Source organism: Orenia metallireducens, from assembly GCF_001693735.1.
In the GTDB taxonomy this organism is placed as follows: domain Bacteria; phylum Bacillota; class Halanaerobiia; order Halobacteroidales; family Halobacteroidaceae; genus Orenia; species Orenia metallireducens.
The window spans coordinates 212,810-232,972 of sequence record NZ_LWDV01000007.1 but is presented as its reverse complement, the minus strand read 5'-3'; the positions used below and the strand labels follow the sequence as shown (position 1 = coordinate 232,972).

The following is a 20,163-nucleotide window of genomic DNA, read 5'->3' as shown; positions in this document are numbered from 1 at the left end:
TTTTAAATTCACATATCTATATAAGATAGTACTTTATCTAAATTATTTAATTTAAGGAGGTAAATTTTATGAAGATTTTATTAACTTGTAATGCTGGGATGAGTACTAGTTTAATGGTAGAAAAGATGAAGGAGGCGGCTGAAACTAAGGGATTAGAAGCATTTATTAAAGCTGAGGCGGTAGATGTATTTGAAGATGTAGTAGAGGATTATGATGTTGTCTTATTAGGTCCTCAAATCAGATATAAGGAAAATGAATTTAAGAAGATTGCAGGTGAATATGGGATACCAGTAGCTGTAATTGATTCAGCAGCTTATGGGCTGGTAAATGGAGCTAAGGTTTTGGAGCAGGCTTTAGAAATGGTTAAGTAATAAATAGAGTGATACTACTATTTATAAGTTTATAAGAAAAGATTAGAAGTATTAATACTCTAAATTTATAAAAAATATAGGAGGATTTAATATGGGGAAAAATAAATTTTTTGATTTTTTAGAGAATAAATTTATGCCAGTCATGGGTCAAATATCAAATCAAAGACACTTAAGAGCAGTTAGAGATGGTTTAATTAGTACGATTCCTTTTACAATTGTGGGAAGTGCGGCATTGATTTTAAGATTTCCACCAGTAGACCCTAGTAGAGTAGGTTCTAATCCTAATTTTCTTATAAGATTATTATTAGTATGGAAGAGTTGGGCTGATGCCAATGGTGATGCTATTATGATGCCCTTTCAAATGACAATGGCTTTATTAGGTATCTTTGCAGTAATTGGTATCAGTTATAGTTTAGCTAAAACTTATAAGTTAAATCCATTATCGAGTATTGGAATGGGGCTTATGAGTTATTTATTAGTCTCTGCACCAGCTACAGATGGTACACTCTCAATGGCTTATCTTGATGCTAAAGGCTTATTTACAGCAATAATTATTGGAATTTTAAGTGTTGAATTATTAAAGTTTTTAGAAGAGAGAGAAATTACAATTAAAATGCCAGATGGTGTTCCGCCAGCAGTAGCTAGTTCTTTTGCTACTTTAATACCAGCCTTTATCCTGATGACAATCTTCTATTTTATTAGTCTAATTATTCAAAGTACAACAGGTATGTTATTACCACAGGCTATTATGGCAATGATGGCACCAGCAGTAAATGCAGTAGATAGCCCCTTTGGAGTATTCTTCTTTGCTTTATTATGCCAATTATTATGGTTTACTGGTATCCATGGAGCGTCAACTGTTGGGGCTATTCAACAAGCATTTTTAGATCAAAATTGGATGAGAAACGCAGAACTTCGTGTAGCAGGAGAGTCAATGAAGTATGTTTATACAACACCATTTTGGTCTTACTTTGTAGTAATTGGTGGTTCAGGTGCTACATTAGCATTGGTATTCTTATATCTAAAGAGTCGTTCTAAGCAACTTAAAAGTATTGGTAAATTGAGTCTACTACCAAGTCTATTTAATATCAATGAGCCAGTTATCTTTGGTTCTCCTTTGGTATTAAATCCAATTATGTTTATCCCTTTTGTTTTTGTGCAACCTATTTTGGGTGTAATAGCTTACTTTGTAGTTAAATTTGGTTGGGTTGGAAAGGCATTTATCAATCCACCTTGGACTACTCCAGCACCAATTGGAGCATTCTTATCAACACTTGATTGGAGAGCTGGGGTTTTGGTAATAGTTCTAGCAGCTTTAGGAGGATTAATGTATTATCCATTCTTTAAGGCTTATGAGAAGCAACTTGTTGATAAAGAAAGAGAAGAACAGCAAGATGATATAGCAGAAGGTTCTATTAGTTTATAAGGGGAGGGGAAGATATGAGTTCAGAAGAGATAGTATTTAAGATTATTACCGAAGCAGGTAACGCTAAGGGAGTATCCTTTGAAGCTCTTGCTTTAGCTAAAGAAGGAAAATTTAATGAAGCTGAAGAGAGGTTAAAAGAAGCTAATCACTTCTTTCATAGGGCCCATGATATCCAAACGGAATTGATTACTAAAGAGGCTCAAGGGCAAAAGAATGAAGTTAGTATTTTGATGGTTCATGCTCAAGACCATTTAGCAAGTGCTACTTTAGCAAAAGATTTAATTGGAGAGATGATTCAAATGCAAAAAGAGATTCATAGTCTTAAAGCATAGTTTAGTTTCAAATATAAGATTATGACATTTAAGTAAAGAGTATAAGGTTATAACTAGATATTATTCTATCCCTTAAGAACTCTTAAGGGATAGAATAAATTGATTATGATACCAGAAAGCAGTTATTGATAACCTTTACAGCATAGAAGTGATGGAAACTTCTAATTTTTATTTGTATAAAATAAGTTTAGGGGGTAATAAGATGAAATATATATTTCCAGAAGGATTTTGGTGGGGGGCTGCTGTATCTGCACTCCAAGTTGAAGGTGCCTCAGATAAGAGAGGAGAGACTACTTGGGATAGATGGTTTAAATTAGAACCAAATAGATTCTTTGATGGGGTAGGTCCTAAAGTAACTTCTGATTTTTACAATAGATATGAAGAGGATATAGAGTTAATGAAAGAGTTAAATTTTAACTCTTTTAGAACCTCTATTTCGTGGGCTAGATTATTTCCAAAGGGCTTTGGAGAGATAAACCAAGAAGGTGTCGATTTTTATAATAATCTTATCGATAAACTAATTGAAAATAATATTGAACCTGTAATTGCATTATTTCATTTTGATATGCCGATGGCAATGATGGATTTAGGTGGTTTTGAGAGTAGAGAGGTTGTTAATTATTATGAAGAGTATGCAAAGATATGTTTTGAGCTTTTTGGAGATAGAGTTAAGCATTGGGTAACTCATAATGAGCCTATTGTCCCTGTTGAAGGTGGATATTTATATAATTTCCACTATCCAGATGTCGTTGATTGTAAAAGAGGTATCCAAGTGGCTTATAATACTGCAATCTCTAGTGCAAAAGTAGTTAATCTTTATAAAGAGATGAGAGCAGAAGGTAAAGTTAGAGAAGATGGAAGGATAGGTATCGTATTAAGCTTGACACCTTCTTATCCAAGAAGTAATAATTCTGCTGACTTAAAGGCTGCTAGAATTGCTGATTTATTCTTTAATAAGAGTTTTTTAGATCCATGTGTTAAAGGAGCTTACCCAGAAGAACTAGTAAGTATATTGGCAGATAGAAATATGCTTCCTGTAGTTGAAGAGGGTGATAAAAATTTATTAAAAGAAGGAGTTGTAGAATTTTTAGGATTTAATTATTATTTTCCTAGAAGGGTTAAAGTAAGGGAGAATGCTGTAAATGCTAAGGCACCTTTTTTACCTGAACATTTATTTGAGTATTATGATATGCCAGGTAAGAGAATGAATAGGTATAGAGGATGGGAAATTTACGCAAAGGGCACCTTTGATACATTAATTAATATCAAAGATAATTATGGTAACCTACCAATCTTTATTTCTGAAAATGGTATGGGAGTTGAAGATGAAGCTCGATTTAGAAATAAAAAGGGATATATTGATGATGATTATAGAATTAATTTTGTAAAAGAACATTTGAAGTGGTTACACAAGGCAATAGAAGAAGGATGTAATGTTAATGGCTACCATATGTGGACTCTAATGGATAATTGGTCCTGGATGAATGCTTACAAAAATAGATATGGATTTATTGAAGTTGATCTTGAAGATGATTTAAAGAGAACCATGAAAAAGTCTGGATATTGGTTTAAGGAAGTAGCTCAGAATAATGGTTTTAATGATTAGATACCATTTTAAATCAAATATTGTAACAATGTAATTCAAATTTCTATTTTAATTTGGAGTTCTCTAATATTTGCTATAATAATTTATTAGTATTGCTTTCATTTATATAGATTGAATTAAAGTTCTTCATATTAAAATCAATATAAAAAGAAGGTTTAGACGCAGATTTACGCAGATAAAAGATTAAATAAATTGAGCTTTTAAATCGAATCTTAGTCAGATTTTAGTCTGCGTCAAAAAAGTTGTGATTTATATCTTTTTTACTAAAATTATTAATTCAACTTATATATGTATATCTCAATAATATTTAGGTTATTTGAAAGTAAAATTAACTAGTGTTATAATAAACTAGAAGCTATATTAATGATTCTAAAAGAAATTAAACCAGTTTAATATCAGTAATAAATAAGGAATGTATAGGTTATTAAAACTTATATAGAGATAAATAACTAAAGTAAAAGAGGAGATATAGGATGAAATTAGATGAGAGCAGTCCAATTCCATTATATTATCAATTAGAGAATATAATTAAAAGAAGAATAGAGATAGGAGAATATAAGTCAGGAGAGAGAATTCCTTCTTTAAATCAATTAAGTGAGGAGTTTAATCTTAGTAAAGCAACTATTAGTAAGGCTGTTGGTAATTTGATTGAAGAAGGTATTTTATATAGAGAGAGGGGTCAAGGAACCTTTGTTTCAGAAGAAAAGGTAAAAGACTTCACCGAATTTAAAGGTTTTACTGAAACTATGTTAGCAGAGGGTAAGAAACCCTCAACTAAAGTTCTCTCACAGGATGTAATTTCTCCTAATGAGCTAATTTGTGATAAATTAATGATTAATAATAATCAAAAGGTAATTTTGACAGTTAGATTGAGAATTGCTGATGATATACCTGTTGCCTTTGAAAAGTCTTATATCCCATATGCATTGGCTCCAGGATTATTAAAATTAGATTTAGCTAAAGATTCTATCTATCAGCACCTTAGAGAAGAAGGATATACTCTAACTAAAACTATTCAGGAGATTGAAGCAATAGAAGCAGATAAAGAGTTAAGTGATATACTAAAAGTTAAGCAGGGTAAAGCGGTTTTAAAGAGAAGAAGAGTAACTTTGTCTAATGACAATCCTGTTGAGTTCAGTCTTAGTTTTTATCCTGGAGATAGATATGTTATAACTACTGAATCTGTATCTACAACTTAATAATATTATTGATTTTTAAAAATCAGCTTGTATTACAGGCTGGTCTTTTTTTATCATTCTACTTTTATACTTTAATAGGTTAAATTACTGGTAAAAGGCTAGAAAGTTTATTATAATATAGTTAAGAGGTTAAGTGTAAATAATTTGTGGAGGTGTATATTTTTGAATTCTAAATTAAAAGATAAATTTACTGATCAGTTATTTGAAGCTATCTTATTATTAAATAATAAAGAAGAATGTTATAAATTCTTTGAGGATATAAGTACTGTCAATGAACTAAAATCTTTAGCCCAAAGGCTAGAGGTAGCACGTATGTTAAATGAGGGTTATACATATGAAGAGATTGCTGAAACTACTGGAGCGAGTACTGCTACTATTAGTAGAGTAAAACGTTGTTTAAATTATGGTGCTGATGGTTATCAGTTAATCTTAGAACGTATGAAGGATAATGAATAACTATTAAATAGTGATAAAAAATAATAAGGTTATAAGAACTTTGATAGGGGGGTATGTCTTGTTAAAAATTGAAGAGATAGAGTATCTAGGGTGGGAGGCATACAGGTTAGAGAATAAGTATTTAAGTATAGTTATTCTGCCTAAAGTAGGAGGGCGGATTATCAGTTTTTCTAATAAAGAGGATGAAATATTATATACAGCACCTAACTTACAAGGGATGACCTTAGACTTATTAGAGATTGATAATATTAAAGAATATAGAGAAAAAATCAAGTATATTGCTTTAGGTGGCTATAAGACTTGGTTATCTCCTCAAAGTAATTGGGATTGGCCTCCTTACCTTGATTTGGAATTAGGAAGTTATAAGTGTACCTATCATCATAGTGAAGATAAGATTAAGGTCAATCTTATAAGTCCAATCTGTAGAGAGAGTAAGATGCAATTAACTAGGACCATTGTCTTAGAAAGGGATTCTTATAGCTTAAAGATTGGACAAGGCATGAAAAATTGCAGTTTAGAGAATAAAGAGTGTGGATTGTGGGATGTAACTCAAATTGCCGATAATGGACAGGTTATTTTGCCTATTTCCTCTTTTAAAAAGATTAAGAACCTAATAGACACTGATGGTACAGAAGGTATAAAAGTACTAGAAGTCAATGAAGAACTTTATGCTATTATTAATTGTTTTGGTGATAAGATGTTTAAGATAGGGACAGATTTTTCTGCAGGTTGGGTACTGGCTATTATTGATAAAGGAGATAAAAGGCTGGGATATTTAAAGAGGTTTCCTATCTTTGAAGGTGCAAATTTTGGTCATGGTTGTGCTGTTGAAATTTTTGATATATCTAACTTTAACTACTTTGAGATAGAGGTTCATGGTCCTTTATCTGAATTGCTTCCTGAAGAGGAATATGGTTTTGTTGAAGAGTGGGAATTATATAGCTGGGATAATCAGATGACAATAAAGGATATAATAAAAAAATTGATCTATTAGATAATCCCCTTTTAGGGGGTTATTTTTATATGAATTTATAGATGTTAAAATTATATAAAATCTTTAGTATTATAGTAAGAATTAATAATTTTTTTTATAAGACTAGGATAGAATATTATTAAAGGAGGTTTAATATGCAAGTTGTTCATGCTACCTTTGCATCAGGTGAAGGAAAAGATGCTGTTGATTTACTAAAAAATTTGGGAGTAGAGATTGAAGATTATAAATTAATTGAATCTAAATCAGGGGATTTGCTTATTATAAATCTGCTATATCATAATGTTGATGTATTGATAGATAAGTTAAAGAATCGCTTTGATTTTACCAATAATGTACATAGAAGTTTAATAATCTTTACCCCAGATACTGTAATTCCAAGTAATAAAGAGAAGGCTAAAAAAGAAGATTATAGGGCCAGTCGGGAGACGATTGTTAGTTATGCTAAAGAGAATAGTGAGATAAGTGGACAATTGATGTTTTTAGCTGTGGTAGCTGCTATAATTGCTACCTTAGGATTAATTCTTGATAATACTCCAGTAATAGTTGGGGCAATGATTATCGCACCTGTATTTGGACCGATAGCTACGATGGCTATAGGAATTGTATTGGGAGATTTAAAGCTGTTGGTCAAAGGGATTATAGTAGAGCTAGCAATTATGGGGATTGCCATTACTATTGGAGCTATGTTTGCCTTCATAATTCCTAATGTCTCGATAACCCATGCCTTACAGGTGAGGATGTTACCCACCTTACCAGATCTACTAGTAGCACTAGCGGCAGGTGGGGCAGGGGCTTATGCATTGATTACCCATGTTAAGTCACAACAATTAGTTGGAGTAGTTATTGCTGCTGCTTTAATTCCTGTTATGGCTACTATAGGTGTTGGCATCTCCCTTGGGAATGTAGATATGATAATTGGTGCATCATTATTATTACTTGGCAACTTATTTACTTTATTATTGGCTATAATCATGGTATTTTATTTTAAAGGATTGAAGCCACAATGGTGGTATGAGTCTACTGCTAAAAAATTGATTAAGAAGAGTTTGATTGTGTTGACTATCTCAGTAATCTTGCTTACTATACCATTATCTATAATAACTTATAATCAGATGGTTAGAGAAGAACCTGAAGATGTAGTTCGTAAAATTTATCGGGAGAATTTTGGTGATGAATTAGAGAGTAGATTATTCTCGATTGATGTTAAGGATAAGAAGGTTGATATTGTCCTATATACTCCTATTAATACCGATAAGTATTATTTTAAATTATTAGCAGATAAGATAAAAGAGAGTCTTGGAGCTGACTATCAGGTTATCTTTGAAATCATACCAACTCAAAGATTGGAGACACCACTATAATATTCTTGACAAAAGATGAACATTCTGTTAGAATATGAATAACATATAAACATAGTGATTTACTCGGTTTTAAATATAAAGGAGGGATAAAGATGAGAGTTGTAAATAATATTACTGAATTGATTGGTCAGACTCCTATGGTTAAATTAAATAGAGTGGTACCAGAGGGTGCTGCAGAGGTTTATGCTAAGTTAGAGTCATTCAATCCTGGAGGAAGTGTTAAAGATCGTATCGCCCTTAATATGATTGAGAGTGCTGAAGAAGAAGGTTTATTAAAAGCAGGTGGTACAATTATTGAGCCTACTAGTGGTAACACTGGAATTGGTTTAGCAATGGTTGGTGCTGCTAAAGGATATAAGGTTATTTTAACAATGCCAGATACGATGAGTATCGAAAGAAGAAAGATATTAAAGGCTTTTGGAGCAGAAATTATGTTAACACCTGGTGAGAAAGGGATGCCTGGTGCAATAGACAAGGCTAAAGAACTGGCAGATGCTAATGATGATTATTTTATGCCACAGCAATTTATGAATGCAGCTAATCCTGATGTACATAGAAAGACAACTGCTAAAGAGATTATAGAAGCTACTGATGGGAAGTTAGATGCTTTTGTAGCAGGTGTAGGAACTGGTGGAACCGTTACTGGAACTGGAGAAGTCTTAAAAGATGAGATTTCAGGGATTAAGATTGTGGCAGTAGAGCCAACAGGTTCTCCGGTATTAAGTGGAGGAAATCCTGGACCACATATGATTCAAGGAATTGGAGCAGGATTTATTCCAGATGTGTTGAATACAGGTATCTTAGATGAAATTAAACAGATTGAGAATGAAGAGGCTATGGAGATGGCACGAAAACTAGCTGTAGAAGAAGGGATTTTAGTTGGAATCTCTGCTGGTGCAGCAGTAGCAGCAGCTGTCAAAGTGGCTGAAGAATTAGGAGCAGATAAACGAGTTGTAGTAATCCTTCCAGATACTGGAGAGAGATATTTAAGTACTACACTGTTTAAGGCAGAATAATTAATACAAGTTTATAGTGTATAAGTGATAGTTAGGTTCTTAAAATTGAAGAAAATTAATGTTTGAACGAAGCAAGTATTCTAAAAGAATAATAGATTTAAGATAATCTTTGAATTAGGACCCTTAAATTTCTTAACCTCAACAGATATTGATTGCGTAGTGAGTGGGCTCTGCCATGAAGAGTTTTGCCCTATAGACTCGTAGGTATATTTTCTTCTTGATTGGATTGGCTTTGCACGAAAGGGAATTGCATTATATTCCCTGTAGGATCACAAAGGGTTTCCTGCAGGTTTTTACTAAAAACCTTCCGTAATAAATTTAAGAATGAACCCGTAGGTTTGGTCACTTTTTCGTCCTGAAGGCACTACGCCTAAAGAAGTACTCTTGGGGTGAAACCTAATAATTTTGTCTACTTTTTAAAGTGAAACTATCGTAATATACCAATTAACAATCACTATATATTGAAAAGTAATTAATGAACATAAATACAAAAAACTGAATACAAACTCTTATCAAGAGAGGTGGAGGGACTGGCCCGATGAAGCCCAGCAACCATCCCTGACAGGGAAAGGTGCTAATTCCAGCAATACAGATAAGTATTGAGAGATGAGGGGATATATATGTCTATAAATCCTCTTCTTTCAAGAAGAGGATTTTTTGATTATAAAACAAAGTATTTTTATTGACATACTAGTAATAATATGATAATCTTTTTAATAATATAAATACATGAAAACAAAGTGGAATACTAGGAAATGGAGTGGTGGAGAATGAAAATTAAAGTTAATGGTAAAGCAGTAGAGTTGGAAAAAGAAATAACAGTTAGTGAATTATTGGTAAAAGAAGATGTAGATATGCCAGATATGGTATCAGTAGAGTTAAATGGTGAGATTTTAGATAGAGATACTTTCTCAGACACAGTTGTAAAGGATGGAGATCAGGTAGAATTCTTATACTTTATGGGTGGTGGAGCAAGTGTACGATTTTAGTGAAGAGCAGTTACAGAGATATTCAAGGCACATTATTTTGCAGGATGTTGGTGTAGAGGGGCAAGAGAAATTGTTAACTTCTTCAGTATTGATTATAGGAACTGGAGGACTTGGAACACCAGCAGCACAGTTTTTAGGAGCAGCTGGTATCGGTAAAATCGGTTTAGTAGATGCAGATAGGGTAGAACTTTCTAATCTACAACGCCAAGTCTTACATCATACACCTGATGTGGGTAAGTTAAAGGTCCAATCGGCTAAAGAGAAGATTAATGCTATGAACCCTGATGTAGAGGTTAAGACTTATGATTACTACTTAACTTCTCAAAATATTAAAGAGGTTATTAGAGAGTATGATTTTATAATAGATGGTACTGATAATTTCCCGGCTAAATTCTTAATCAATGATGCATGTGTAATGGAAGGAAAGCCTTTCTCCCATGCGGGAATAATCAGATTTGGAGGGCAGACCACAACTGTAGTTCCAGGAGAGGATACACCATGCTATAGATGTATGTTCCCTCAGCCACCTAAGCCAGGTTCAGTTCCTTCTTGTAAGGAAGCAGGAGTTATAGGGGTAATGGGTGGAGTAATTGGAACTATTCAAGCAACAGAGGCTATTAAGTATATCTTAGGAAAAGGTGAACTATTAACTGGAAAATTACTAACATATGACGCTTTAAAGATGGATTTTAGAAAGATTAATCTTAATAAGAGAGAGAACTGTGGAGTTTGTAGTGATAACCCAGAGATTACAGAATTGATTGATTATGAACAAGGGGTTTGTGAGTTATGATAATTAAATTGAAAGATGAGCTATATCAGAAGTTATTGAATCATACCCAAGCTGAATTTCCTAATGAGGCCTGTGGCTTAGTAGCTGGAGTAATAACTGATGATGAGATTGAAGTTAAAGAGGTATATACTATGACCAATCTAGATGCTTCAGCAGAACACTTCACAATGGACCCTAAGGAGCAGTTTGCGGTAGTTAAAGAGGTTAGAAATAAGGGCTATGATTTGATTGGAAATTATCATTCCCATCCTTTTACCCCTTCGCGTCCTTCAGAGGAGGATAAGAGGTTGGCTTATGATGAAGATGCAATCTACTTTATCTTATCGTTAAAGGATGAAGATCCAGTATTAAAGGCCTTTAGCATTAAAGAACAGAAGGATGTTACTCAGGTAGAGATCGAATTAATTTAATGAAAGGAAGGTGAAGAGTATGAGTAATCGACCGACTTTTAATATTCCAGATACAGTTAAAGAGGATACGAATAATTATCCAGCTTTAGTTGAGCAATTTATAAAAGGAGACTTAGATGATGCTAGATTTAAAGGGCGTAGAGTCCCAATGGGAATTTATAGTCAAAGGGGTTATGAACCAGGTGAGGAGAGATATATGGTAAGAGTTAGAGTTCCTGGTGGAGTAGTGACTAAGGAACAGCTAAGAACTTTAAATGAACTAAGTAAAGAGTATGGAAATGGATATGTCCATATTACTACTAGACAGGATGTACAGATTCACCAGGTTAAGATAGAGGATACTCCTGAAGTACTATTTAAGCTATTAGAGGCTGGATTAAGTCCACGAGGTGGTGGAGGTAATACTGTTAGAAACATCTTAAATTCTGCTAGAGCAGGAGTGAATCCTGAGGAAGCTTTCGATACTACACCTCATAACTTGGCTTTAACAGAATATCTAATTAAGACACGTTCTTCTTTTAACTTACCAAGAAAGTATAAGATAGCTTTCTCCTCTGACCCTAAAGATGACTCTTTAGCCACGTTAAATGACTTAGGTTTTATAGCTATTAAGCAAGATGGTAAAAGAGGCTTTAAGGTATATGGCGGAGGAGGAATGGGCGGTTCCTCAGAATTGGGTATAGTTTTAGAGGAATTTGTAGAAGAGGATAAGATCTTCCATATAGCAGAGGCAATTAAGAGATTCTTTGATGAATATGGTGATCGTAGCAATAAACATAGAGCTAGACTACGTTTTGTCAGAAAGAGACTTGGTGATGAAGAGTTTGTAAATAAATATAAAGAGTACTTAGCAGAGGTATTAGCAGAAGATTTAGAGGTTGAAGATTTAAATAGATATGAAGAATTAAGAGAAAGTAAGGGTGAGAAGATTGACCTAACTGCTGATTATCTCTATCAAGAGAAGGTAGAGGGCTACTATTCTTTAGAGTTGAGAATGGAGAATGGAGACATCAGCTATGATGAGTTAAATTCCTTACTAGATTTATTAGGTGATAGTGAGATATCATTAAGAACTACTATTAAACAAGGCTTATTAATCAGAGGTGTTAAAGGTCAACAGTTAGAGAGATTAATTGAGAAGATTAATCAGGTTAATCCAAACCTAGTAGTTTCCAATATGGGAACAATGCCTGTCTCTTGTAAAGGTGCATCTACTTGTAAGTTAGGGTTATGTGTCTCACCTAATTTATCAGAGGCTATCAGAGAGAAATTAATCACTTTAGGTGATAAATTACAAGCAGCATTACCTCAAATCTATATCAGTGGTTGCCCAAATGTCTGTGGACAGCATATCATCGGTAATATTGGCTTTGAAGGTAAAGCTAAACGATATAATGATAGATTGGTTCCTCACTATGCATTATTCTTAGGAGGAAATGTAGAGGAAGGCAATAGTAAGTATGGAGAAGCTGCTATAGATATTCCTGCTAAGAGAATACCAGAATTTTTAGCAGAGTTGGCTAAATTATTGGCTGATGATCAAGATTATAATCGAGTAGATTTTAATGAATACTTAGATAAGGGTGGAAAAGATAAGATAGTTGAACTAGCTGAGCAATTCATTGAGATTCCTACTTATGAAGAAGACCCAGATATTTATAAAGATTGGGGTAAAGAAGAAGACTTCTCCTTAGCAGGTAGAGGACCTGGAGAATGTGGAGCAGGTGTAATGGATATCATTCAACTAGATATCAATACTGCTAAATCCAATTATCAAAAAGCTATTAAAGAAGAGGATAATAATGAACTTTATAAAGCGACCGTCAATGCTTCTAGATCATTACTAGCCGTTAGAGGTATAGATACAGATAAGGATAGAGTTATTTTATCTAAATTCAAAACCGAGTTTATTGATAAGAATTTGGTGGATAAAGGTTATGCTGAAGTTTTAGATGCTGCACTAGATTATAAATTAGGGGATATTGATAGCTTATTATCTTATCAAGGGCAGATAAAGGGCTTAATTGAGAGAGTAGAATTTTTATTCAACTCTTTAAATGCTAAGTTAGAGTTTGAATTAGAAGAAGTTACTAGTGATAATAATAACGAAGATAAGAATATCTTAGATAGTAAGGTAGTAGATTTAAGAGGGGTAAAATGCCCAATGAACTTTGTAAAGGCTAAAGTGGCAATAGCACCTCTTGATTCAGGGGAGATATTAGATATTTATTTAGATGAGGGGGCACCGATAGCGAATGTTCCTCAGAGTTTAGCTTCAGAAGGGCATGAGATCTTATCTAAAGAGAAGAGAGAAGACGGTTCTTATAGCTTAAGAGTTAAAAAAGCATAGTGTGAGTATCAGGATAAGTGTGAGTAAGTTGATTTATTAATTGCTCGCACTAATTTCTCACACAAAATATTAGGGAGGAGAATATAATGGACTTTGAAACGGAGTTGGTAAATTTAAAGATCAAGGATCAATATGGTGCGACAAATACTCCAGTCTACTTAAATAACTCTTTTGCTTATGACAATGCTGAGGATTTGGAGAAGGTATTTAATAATCGGGCTATGGGATATATTTATTCAAGAATTAGTAATCCCAGTACTAAGAGTATAGAGGATAAGTTGGCTAGCCTTGAAGGTGGAAAACAGGCCATATTATCTGCTTCAGGAATGGCTGCTATCTCTACAGCTACTTTAACTCTCTTAGAAGCAGGTGATGAGTTTATCTCAACTAGCTCTTTATTTGGTGGAACTTATAATCTCTTTAAGAACTATCAAAAGTATGGAATCACACCACGTTTCAGTCAAGGTATTGAAGTAGAGGATATTGCAGAGTTAGTAACTAACAAGACAAAGTTCGTCTTCTTAGAGACACTGGGTAATCCTAAAATGGATATCCCAGATATCAAAGGTATAGCTAAACTCTGTCAGGAGAATCAGATTCCATTGATTGTTGATAGTACAGTTACAAGCCCTGTACTAATTAAGCCAATTGAGTTAGGGGCAAATCTTGTAATACACTCAACTTCAAAGTATATTAATGGCACGTCTAACTCCATTGGTGGAGTGATTATCGATGGAGCAAACTTTGATTGGACTACTTTTGATAACTTTGCTGAGTATAAGAGATTTGGAAAATTAGCCTTTACAGCTAAGGCTAGAGGAGAGGTCTTTAAGGACTTTGGACCTTGCTCATCTCCATTGAGTTCTCTTTTAAATGAATTGGGTATCCCTACTTTAGCTTTAAGGATGAAAAAACACTGTCAGAATGCTTTAGAGTTGGCTGAATTCTTGACAGAGCATCCAAAGGTAAAAGAGGTCAATTATCCAGGTTTAGCGGATAATAAGTATAATAAGCGGGCTAAAGAGTTATTTAGTGATGGTTTTGGTGGCATGTTGACCTTAAGAGTTGGTAGTAAAGAGAAGGCATTTGAAATCATAAATAATTTGGAGTATTTCTATAACTTAGCCAATATTGGTGATGTTAAATCATTGGTTATTCATCCTGCATCTACAATCTATGCTGGCAATACAATAAAAGAGAGAGAGGCATTAGGTGTGTATAATGATTTGATTAGAGTAAGTGTAGGAATTGAAAATGTAGAAGACCTTAAAGCAGACTTTGCACAGGCACTTAAATAATAATGTAGCATAATAGTAATTTTAAATTAAAAGATTAGGGAGGAGTTTGAGTATGGGGGAATCGAATAAGAATATCGTTTGGCATGAAGGAAAGGTAAGTTATCAAGATAGATGTGATAATTTAGGGCAAGAGGGTTTAGTTGTTTGGTTTACGGGGCTTTCAGGAGCTGGTAAATCTACTATTGCTGTAGAGGTTGAAAAGGAATTGATTAAATTAGGTAAGGTTGTTTATCGTTTAGATGGTGATAATGTACGTCATGGTTTAAACTCAGATTTAGGGTTTACTGCTGAAGATAGAAACGAGAATATCCGTAGAATCGCTGAAGTAGCAGCATTGTTTAAGGATGCAGGCTTAATTACATTGGCTTCTTTTATCTCCCCTTATCAAGAGATTAGGGATTTTGCTCGACAAAGAGCAGGAGAAGATAACTTTATTGAGGTTTATGTTAAGGCAGATGTAGAGACTTGTGCTGAACGTGATCCTAAAGGATTATACGAGAAGGCTAAAAGTGGAGAGATTAAGAACTTTACTGGAATATCTGCTCCTTATGAAGTACCAGAGAATGCTGATTTAGTATTAGATACCGTTAAATTATCGGTAGAAGAGGCAGTAACAAAAGTTTTAGAGTCTATTGACCAAAGACAAGGAGTAATTAAAAATAAGTTAAGGGTTGTGGGAGAATAACCAATATTATTAGAGAAATCTAATAATGTTATTACAACCTGAAGGAGTGGCTGTGCCTGCTAAAAATTCTATTGCTCTTTTTGGAAATAAAGAGGAATCAATTAGAAGTAAAGCAGTCCTACCTAATTTAAAGCAAGATTTGAAGCGAGAAGAGTTAGTTAGCTAATAAGAAACTATACTTGTGATCAATTTATCTCTCGTGATATTTTAAGATACGAGGTTAAGGCTTAGATATAGATTACAAGATATATTATGATAGCAAATTGGCAACACAGAAGTAATGATTAGTAATAAATAAGTAGTAAAAACAGAGAATCAAAGGTGATATAAATTATATTGAATAGATTTATTAGGCAGTTAAATCTGCTTTGTACTTAATTAGAGAATACAACGGTAAATAGATAATAAGGAGTTGCTATAATGTTAATTGAAGCTCATGGTGGAAAGTTGATTAATAGGGTATTAGAAGGAAAAGAACGTGAAGATTTATTAGAGAAAGCTGTTGAGATGCCACAGTTAAAGTTAAGTTTAAGGGATTTAACTGAGGCTGAAAATATAGCAATTGGACTTTATAGTCCCTTAGAAGGTTTTATGACTGAAGCTGATTATATTAAAGTCGTTGAAGATATGTACTTAAGTAATGGTTTGGCTTGGACTATTCCTGTTGTATTAGGAGTTAGTAAAGAGGAAGCAGAAGATTTAGAGGTAGGTCAAGATGTGGCTTTAACTGATAGTGAAGGAACTGTATATGCAGTCTTACATTTAGCCGATAAGTATGAGTATGACCAAGAGAAGGAAGCTGAATTAGTATATAAGACTACAGAGACTGAGCATCCAGGCGTAGTAAAGGTTTATGAACGTGGTGATGTTTTATTAGGAGGTAAGATCTCATTATTAAGAAGAATTGAGCATAAGCTATTTAATGAGTATCGATTAGATCCAAAGGATGTTAGAGAATTAATTAAAGAGAAGGGATGGAAGCGAGTAGTAGGTTTCCAGACTAGAAATCCAATCCATAGAGCCCATGAATATATTCAAAAGTGTGCTCTAGAAATCTGTGATGGTTTACTGTTAACACCATTAGTAGGCGAGACTAAGGGTACTGATGTTCCAGTAGAGTACAGAATTGAGAGCTATGAGGTAGTAATGAATAAGATTTATCCTCAAAATAGAACAGGCTTGGCTGTGTTTCCGGCAGCAATGAGATATGCAGGACCTAGAGAGGCAGTATTCCATGCATTATGCCGTAAAAATTATGGTTGTACCCACTTTATTGTTGGTCGTGATCATGCAGGTGTGGGAGATTATTATGGAACATATGAAGCTCAAGAGATGTTTGATAACTTTAAACCTGAAGAGATAGGAATTGAACCATTACGTTTTGATCATGCTTTCTATTGTAAAGAGTGTGAAAGTATGGCTACTGCGAAGACATGTCCTCATGGTCAAGAAGACCATATCTTCTTAAGTGGTACTAAAGTACGTGGACTATTAAGAGATGGAAAGAGACCACCAAAAGAGATGACTAGACCAGAGGTAGCAGATGTATTGATTCGAGGAATGGCGAAATAAGTGCTAAAGTTTTATAAGCACTTATTGAGCACAAAGAGTTATAAGAATAATAAGTTAATAATGAACATTTAATAGTGGAATCATGTTTCTGTTTTTTAAAATTGTAGGGGCGGACTTTGTGTTCGCCCTGTATTTAAATATCTTTGATGCATTATTAATTTAAAATTTAACAGTCGATAATGTACACTGTGCATTTAAAAGGGTGATGAAGATGAATAAGATAGATATTGTTAAATTAAAGACTGACATTTTAATTATTGGGGGAGGAGCTGCTGGATGTTATGCAGGAGCTAGGATAAAAGATGAACAACCTGAGGTTAATGTCTTAATAGTTGATAAAGCCCATATCAAGCGAAGTGGTTGTTTGGCAGCAGGAATTAGTGCAATCAATGCTTATCTAAATCCTGGAGTAACACCAAAGGATTTTCTCGATTATGTTAAGAAGGATTCAGAAGGTCTGGTAAGGGATGATCTGGTTTATACTCTTGCTCAGGGATTAAATAAAGCAACCAATTGGCTTGAAAAGTGGGGTTTACCTTTCTTAAAGGATGAAGTAGGTAATTATGTAGCTAAAGGTAAGCGAAGTGTCAAGATTAATGGTGAACATATTAAGCCGATTATGGCTAAAGCTGTTGAAGAGAGTGGAGTAGAGGTTCTAAATAGGGTTAATATTACTAATTATATAGTAATAGATGGTAAGGTTAGGGGAGCCTTTGGTTTTTCAGTTAGAGAGAATAAATTCTATGTTATTCAAGCCAAGGCTGTTATCTGTGCTACAGGAGGAGCTGCTGGGATTTATAAACCTAATAATCCAGGTTCAGCTCGCCATAAGATGTGGTACTCTCCCTTTAATACTGGAGCTGGGTATGCTATGGGAATTAGGGCTGGGGCAGAGATGACAACCTTTGAAATGAGATTTATCGCTTTAAGAACCAAGGATACCATCTCTCCTACAGGAGTTCTTGCTCAAAGCTTTAAGGCTAAACAGGTTAATGGTGAAGGTTTAGAATATCAGGGGGAATATAAGAAGGACTCTACCCCTTATAGGCTACATGCTACTTTAGCCGAGAATCAACAGGGTAGAGGTCCTTGTTACTTAGATGTGACTCATTTAAGTGATGAGAATAACCATCGTTTAAAGCGAGCTTATTTAAATATGTCTCCAGGAATTGTTTTAAAGTGGGCCGATGGAGAGGTAGAGCCTAATCAAAGTCCAGTTGAGATATATGGAACGGAACCATATATTGTAGGAGGACATTCTCAATCAGGTTATTGGGTCGATAGTAAAAGAAGAAGTACCTTAGAAGGTCTATATGCAGCTGGTGATGTGGCTGGTGGAGCACCTAAAAAGTATGTTACTGGTGCTATGGTTGAAGGTGAGATAGCAGGACTTGATGCCTTAAACTATATTAGTCAGCTAGACTTTACAGAGGTGGATGATGACCTTATAGATAAAGAGTTTGATAGAGTATTTTCACCCTTAGAGAAGTCGGAAGGTTTTCTTCCTGAGGATCTTGAAGAACGATTGCAGAAGGTGATGGATGAATATGCTGGAGGGCTAAGTACCAATTATCTATTAGATGAAGGAAAGCTAATTATAGCTAGAAAAGAGCTGGAAAGGTTAAAGGCTGATTTGACTAAAGGAAGGGCTGAAAATATTCATCAGTTGATGAATTTACATGAGGTCATTGATCGGGTAGATGTAGCTAGAGTGCTTGTAGAACATCTACTATATAGAAAAGAGACCCGTTGGAGATGTTATCAGGAGAGAGTCGATTATCCTAAGAAAGATGATAAAAATTGGTTTAAATTTGTCAATTCTAAGTATGATCAAAAGCTTGATAAGATTGAAATCATCGAGAGAGAACATATAAGGTTAGGTGATCTAGATGGCGGTGAAAATTGATAAAAGTTTATGTAATGGATGTGGAAGTTGTAAAGAGTCCCGTTGTGTGAGAGTCTGTCCTGGTAATTTATTATATAAGAATGATAGTAATCAAGCAGAGATAAGGGATAAACGAGAATGTTGGGATTGTGCTGCTTGTGTCAAGGAATGTCCAAGGCAAGCTATTGCAATGTATCTGCCAGCAGAGATTGGTGGGAGAGGTTCTACCTTGCAGGCTCAGGATTTAGGTGATAAAATAGTATGGAAGCTAAAGAAATTAGATGGTAGTATAGAAGAGTTTAATATTCAGAATAAATTATTATTTAATTCTAATTTATAAGCATATCATATTTTATGATGTGCTTATTTCTTCTTAAAGTAAAGTGTATAATCAAATTAAAAAGGGGGATTTTAAATGAAAAAAGTAGTTGTAGAGAGCTTTACAATGGATCATACTAAGGTAAGTGCACCCTTTGCTAGAAAGGCTGGTACTATTGAGACACCTAAAGGTGATATTATCAGTAAATTCGATCTTCGCTTCACTCAACCTAATCAAGAGGCAATGCCAACTGCTTCTGTTCATGGTTTAGAACATCTATTAGCAGGCTTCATTAGAGAAGAATTAGATGATGTAGTAGATCTTTCACCAATGGGCTGTAGAACTGGTTTTTATTTAATCTTGGTAGGAGAACGAAGTGAAGAAGAGGTAGCCGTTGCTTGGATTAATAGTCTTAAGAAAGTATTAGAAGCTAAAGAGATTCCAGCAGCAAATCCTGTACAATGTGGGAACTATAAAGATTTATCCTTATTTGGTGCTAAAGAATATGCTAAGATTGTCTTGGAAGGTCTAGTGAAGAAGTACAATTAGAGCAGTGATGATTGATAAGCAACAAGTAGAATTTAGATGTATCTTTATAGAGGGATATTGAGACACCTTTACTTCAGTTAATAGTTGATAATTAAAAGATTTTAGAGATTTTGGATCGAAGAAAATTACTGTTTGAATGAAACAAGTATTCTAAAAAATAATTAGTTTTAAGATAATCTTTGAATTAGGATTTTTGAGTTTATTAATTTCAATGAATATTGATTGTGTAGTGAGTGGGCTTTTGCCACGGAGGATTATCTTTTCAAACCCGAAGAATTACGCCTGAAGAAGTACTCTTTGGGTGAAACCTAATAACTTTGTCTACTTTTTTTAAAGTAAAAGTATAGGTATATCCCATAAACTCTTATTTTAAATTAAAATAAATTTAGATAAAAAATAAGTCTCTAATTTTTAATTAGAGACTTATTTCCAGGCTGTTGACAAAGTTATTGTCAACAGCCTTTTCTATTTATGGTATAATATAATTGACAATATATCTAAAAGGAGAAATAGAATTATGTTTGTATCTCAAGAGAAAAAACAACAACAATA

Annotated in this window: 20 protein-coding genes and 1 riboswitch; all 20 genes read left to right on the top strand. The window is 34.0% G+C overall.

Annotated elements, in window-relative coordinates; all coding sequences use genetic code 11:
* Window positions 1–68: 68 nt before the first annotated feature.
* The 20 genes from U472_RS03960 to U472_RS03870 all read left to right on the top strand — a co-directional run bounded on the left by U472_RS03960 (window position 69) and on the right by U472_RS03870 (window position 19,611).
* Window positions 69–371, top strand: a complete 303-nt coding sequence (locus U472_RS03960) for a PTS sugar transporter subunit IIB (protein WP_068715738.1) — start codon at window positions 69–71, stop codon at window positions 369–371.
* Window positions 372–462: 91 nt separating this feature from the next.
* Window positions 463–1,797: a PTS sugar transporter subunit IIC gene (locus tag U472_RS03955; protein WP_068715736.1), complete on the top strand. Its 1,335-nt coding sequence runs from the start codon at window positions 463–465 to the stop codon at window positions 1,795–1,797.
* A gap of 14 nt (window positions 1,798–1,811) precedes the next feature.
* Window positions 1,812–2,129 (top strand): PTS lactose/cellobiose transporter subunit IIA, encoded by a 318-nt coding sequence (locus U472_RS03950; RefSeq protein ID WP_068715734.1) that lies wholly within the window; start codon window positions 1,812–1,814, stop codon window positions 2,127–2,129.
* Between the two features lie 202 nt (window positions 2,130–2,331).
* A complete protein-coding gene (locus U472_RS03945; protein WP_068715732.1) occupies window positions 2,332–3,735 on the top strand; it encodes a glycoside hydrolase family 1 protein in 1,404 nt (467 codons plus the stop codon).
* A 473-nt stretch (window positions 3,736–4,208) separates the two neighbouring features.
* Complete coding sequence (locus U472_RS03940; RefSeq protein WP_068715730.1) at window positions 4,209–4,934, top strand: GntR family transcriptional regulator; 726 nt, start codon at window positions 4,209–4,211, stop codon at window positions 4,932–4,934.
* 162 nt (window positions 4,935–5,096) lie between these two features.
* Window positions 5,097–5,390, top strand: coding sequence for a YerC/YecD family TrpR-related protein (locus tag U472_RS03935; RefSeq protein WP_068715729.1), 294 nt, complete (start codon window positions 5,097–5,099; stop codon window positions 5,388–5,390).
* 58 nt (window positions 5,391–5,448) lie between these two features.
* Window positions 5,449–6,384, top strand: a complete 936-nt coding sequence (locus U472_RS03930; RefSeq protein WP_068715728.1) for a DUF4380 domain-containing protein — start codon at window positions 5,449–5,451, stop codon at window positions 6,382–6,384.
* 134 nt (window positions 6,385–6,518) lie between these two features.
* Window positions 6,519–7,745: a TIGR00341 family protein gene (locus U472_RS03925; RefSeq protein ID WP_068715726.1), complete on the top strand. Its 1,227-nt coding sequence runs from the start codon at window positions 6,519–6,521 to the stop codon at window positions 7,743–7,745.
* 92 nt (window positions 7,746–7,837) lie between these two features.
* Complete coding sequence (cysK, locus tag U472_RS03920) at window positions 7,838–8,761, top strand: cysteine synthase A (protein ID WP_068715724.1); 924 nt, start codon at window positions 7,838–7,840, stop codon at window positions 8,759–8,761.
* Window positions 8,762–9,267: 506 nt separating this feature from the next.
* Window positions 9,268–9,374, top strand: a riboswitch (SAM riboswitch).
* A 157-nt stretch (window positions 9,375–9,531) separates the two neighbouring features.
* Window positions 9,532–9,750, top strand: a complete 219-nt coding sequence (thiS, locus tag U472_RS03915; RefSeq protein ID WP_068715722.1) for a sulfur carrier protein ThiS — start codon at window positions 9,532–9,534, stop codon at window positions 9,748–9,750.
* Complete coding sequence (locus U472_RS03910; protein WP_068715720.1) at window positions 9,737–10,543, top strand: HesA/MoeB/ThiF family protein; 807 nt, start codon at window positions 9,737–9,739, stop codon at window positions 10,541–10,543. The genes thiS and U472_RS03910 overlap by 14 nt, the downstream gene beginning before the upstream one ends.
* A complete protein-coding gene (locus tag U472_RS03905) occupies window positions 10,540–10,953 on the top strand; it encodes a M67 family metallopeptidase (protein WP_068715718.1) in 414 nt (137 codons plus the stop codon). Before U472_RS03910 ends, U472_RS03905 begins: the two co-directional genes overlap by 4 nt.
* Window positions 10,954–10,972: 19 nt before the next feature.
* On the top strand, window positions 10,973–13,303 hold the full coding sequence (locus U472_RS03900) for a sulfurtransferase TusA family protein (protein WP_083189737.1): 2,331 nt from the start codon (window positions 10,973–10,975) through the stop codon (window positions 13,301–13,303).
* 86 nt (window positions 13,304–13,389) lie between these two features.
* Window positions 13,390–14,601 (top strand): O-acetylhomoserine aminocarboxypropyltransferase/cysteine synthase family protein, encoded by a 1,212-nt coding sequence (locus tag U472_RS03895; protein WP_068715716.1) that lies wholly within the window; start codon window positions 13,390–13,392, stop codon window positions 14,599–14,601.
* 52 nt (window positions 14,602–14,653) lie between these two features.
* The gene (gene cysC / locus U472_RS03890) at window positions 14,654–15,286 is read left to right on the top strand and encodes an adenylyl-sulfate kinase (protein ID WP_068715714.1); all 633 of its coding nucleotides are present in this window, start codon (window positions 14,654–14,656) and stop codon (window positions 15,284–15,286) included.
* A 25-nt stretch (window positions 15,287–15,311) separates the two neighbouring features.
* On the top strand, window positions 15,312–15,452 hold the full coding sequence (locus U472_RS16720) for a hypothetical protein (RefSeq protein WP_176714106.1): 141 nt from the start codon (window positions 15,312–15,314) through the stop codon (window positions 15,450–15,452).
* A 254-nt stretch (window positions 15,453–15,706) separates the two neighbouring features.
* Window positions 15,707–16,858, top strand: coding sequence for a sulfate adenylyltransferase (gene sat, locus U472_RS03885; protein ID WP_068715712.1), 1,152 nt, complete (start codon window positions 15,707–15,709; stop codon window positions 16,856–16,858).
* 211 nt (window positions 16,859–17,069) lie between these two features.
* Window positions 17,070–18,764, top strand: a complete 1,695-nt coding sequence (locus U472_RS03880; RefSeq protein WP_068715710.1) for an adenylyl-sulfate reductase subunit alpha — start codon at window positions 17,070–17,072, stop codon at window positions 18,762–18,764.
* On the top strand, window positions 18,748–19,083 hold the full coding sequence (locus U472_RS03875; RefSeq protein ID WP_068715708.1) for a 4Fe-4S dicluster domain-containing protein: 336 nt from the start codon (window positions 18,748–18,750) through the stop codon (window positions 19,081–19,083). Before U472_RS03880 ends, U472_RS03875 begins: the two co-directional genes overlap by 17 nt.
* A 75-nt stretch (window positions 19,084–19,158) precedes the next feature.
* Window positions 19,159–19,611: an S-ribosylhomocysteine lyase gene (locus U472_RS03870; RefSeq protein ID WP_068715706.1), complete on the top strand. Its 453-nt coding sequence runs from the start codon at window positions 19,159–19,161 to the stop codon at window positions 19,609–19,611.
* Window positions 19,612–20,163: the final 552 nt, after the last annotated feature.

Coding starts and splice junctions, on each gene's coding strand:
- U472_RS03945 (WP_068715732.1), top strand. CDS start 2,332: ATGAAATATATATTTCCAGAAGGATTTTGGTGGGGGGCTGCTGTATCT.
- U472_RS16720 (WP_176714106.1), top strand. CDS start 15,312: ATGTTATTACAACCTGAAGGAGTGGCTGTGCCTGCTAAAAATTCTATT.
- U472_RS03940 (WP_068715730.1), top strand. CDS start 4,209: ATGAAATTAGATGAGAGCAGTCCAATTCCATTATATTATCAATTAGAG.
- U472_RS03905 (WP_068715718.1), top strand. CDS start 10,540: ATGATAATTAAATTGAAAGATGAGCTATATCAGAAGTTATTGAATCAT.
- U472_RS03925 (WP_068715726.1), top strand. CDS start 6,519: ATGCAAGTTGTTCATGCTACCTTTGCATCAGGTGAAGGAAAAGATGCT.
- cysC (WP_068715714.1), top strand. CDS start 14,654: ATGGGGGAATCGAATAAGAATATCGTTTGGCATGAAGGAAAGGTAAGT.
- U472_RS03895 (WP_068715716.1), top strand. CDS start 13,390: ATGGACTTTGAAACGGAGTTGGTAAATTTAAAGATCAAGGATCAATAT.
- U472_RS03900 (WP_083189737.1), top strand. CDS start 10,973: ATGAGTAATCGACCGACTTTTAATATTCCAGATACAGTTAAAGAGGAT.
- thiS (WP_068715722.1), top strand. CDS start 9,532: ATGAAAATTAAAGTTAATGGTAAAGCAGTAGAGTTGGAAAAAGAAATA.
- sat (WP_068715712.1), top strand. CDS start 15,707: ATGTTAATTGAAGCTCATGGTGGAAAGTTGATTAATAGGGTATTAGAA.
- U472_RS03950 (WP_068715734.1), top strand. CDS start 1,812: ATGAGTTCAGAAGAGATAGTATTTAAGATTATTACCGAAGCAGGTAAC.
- U472_RS03870 (WP_068715706.1), top strand. CDS start 19,159: ATGAAAAAAGTAGTTGTAGAGAGCTTTACAATGGATCATACTAAGGTA.
- U472_RS03875 (WP_068715708.1), top strand. CDS start 18,748: ATGGCGGTGAAAATTGATAAAAGTTTATGTAATGGATGTGGAAGTTGT.
- U472_RS03955 (WP_068715736.1), top strand. CDS start 463: ATGGGGAAAAATAAATTTTTTGATTTTTTAGAGAATAAATTTATGCCA.
- U472_RS03880 (WP_068715710.1), top strand. CDS start 17,070: ATGAATAAGATAGATATTGTTAAATTAAAGACTGACATTTTAATTATT.
- U472_RS03960 (WP_068715738.1), top strand. CDS start 69: ATGAAGATTTTATTAACTTGTAATGCTGGGATGAGTACTAGTTTAATG.
- cysK (WP_068715724.1), top strand. CDS start 7,838: ATGAGAGTTGTAAATAATATTACTGAATTGATTGGTCAGACTCCTATG.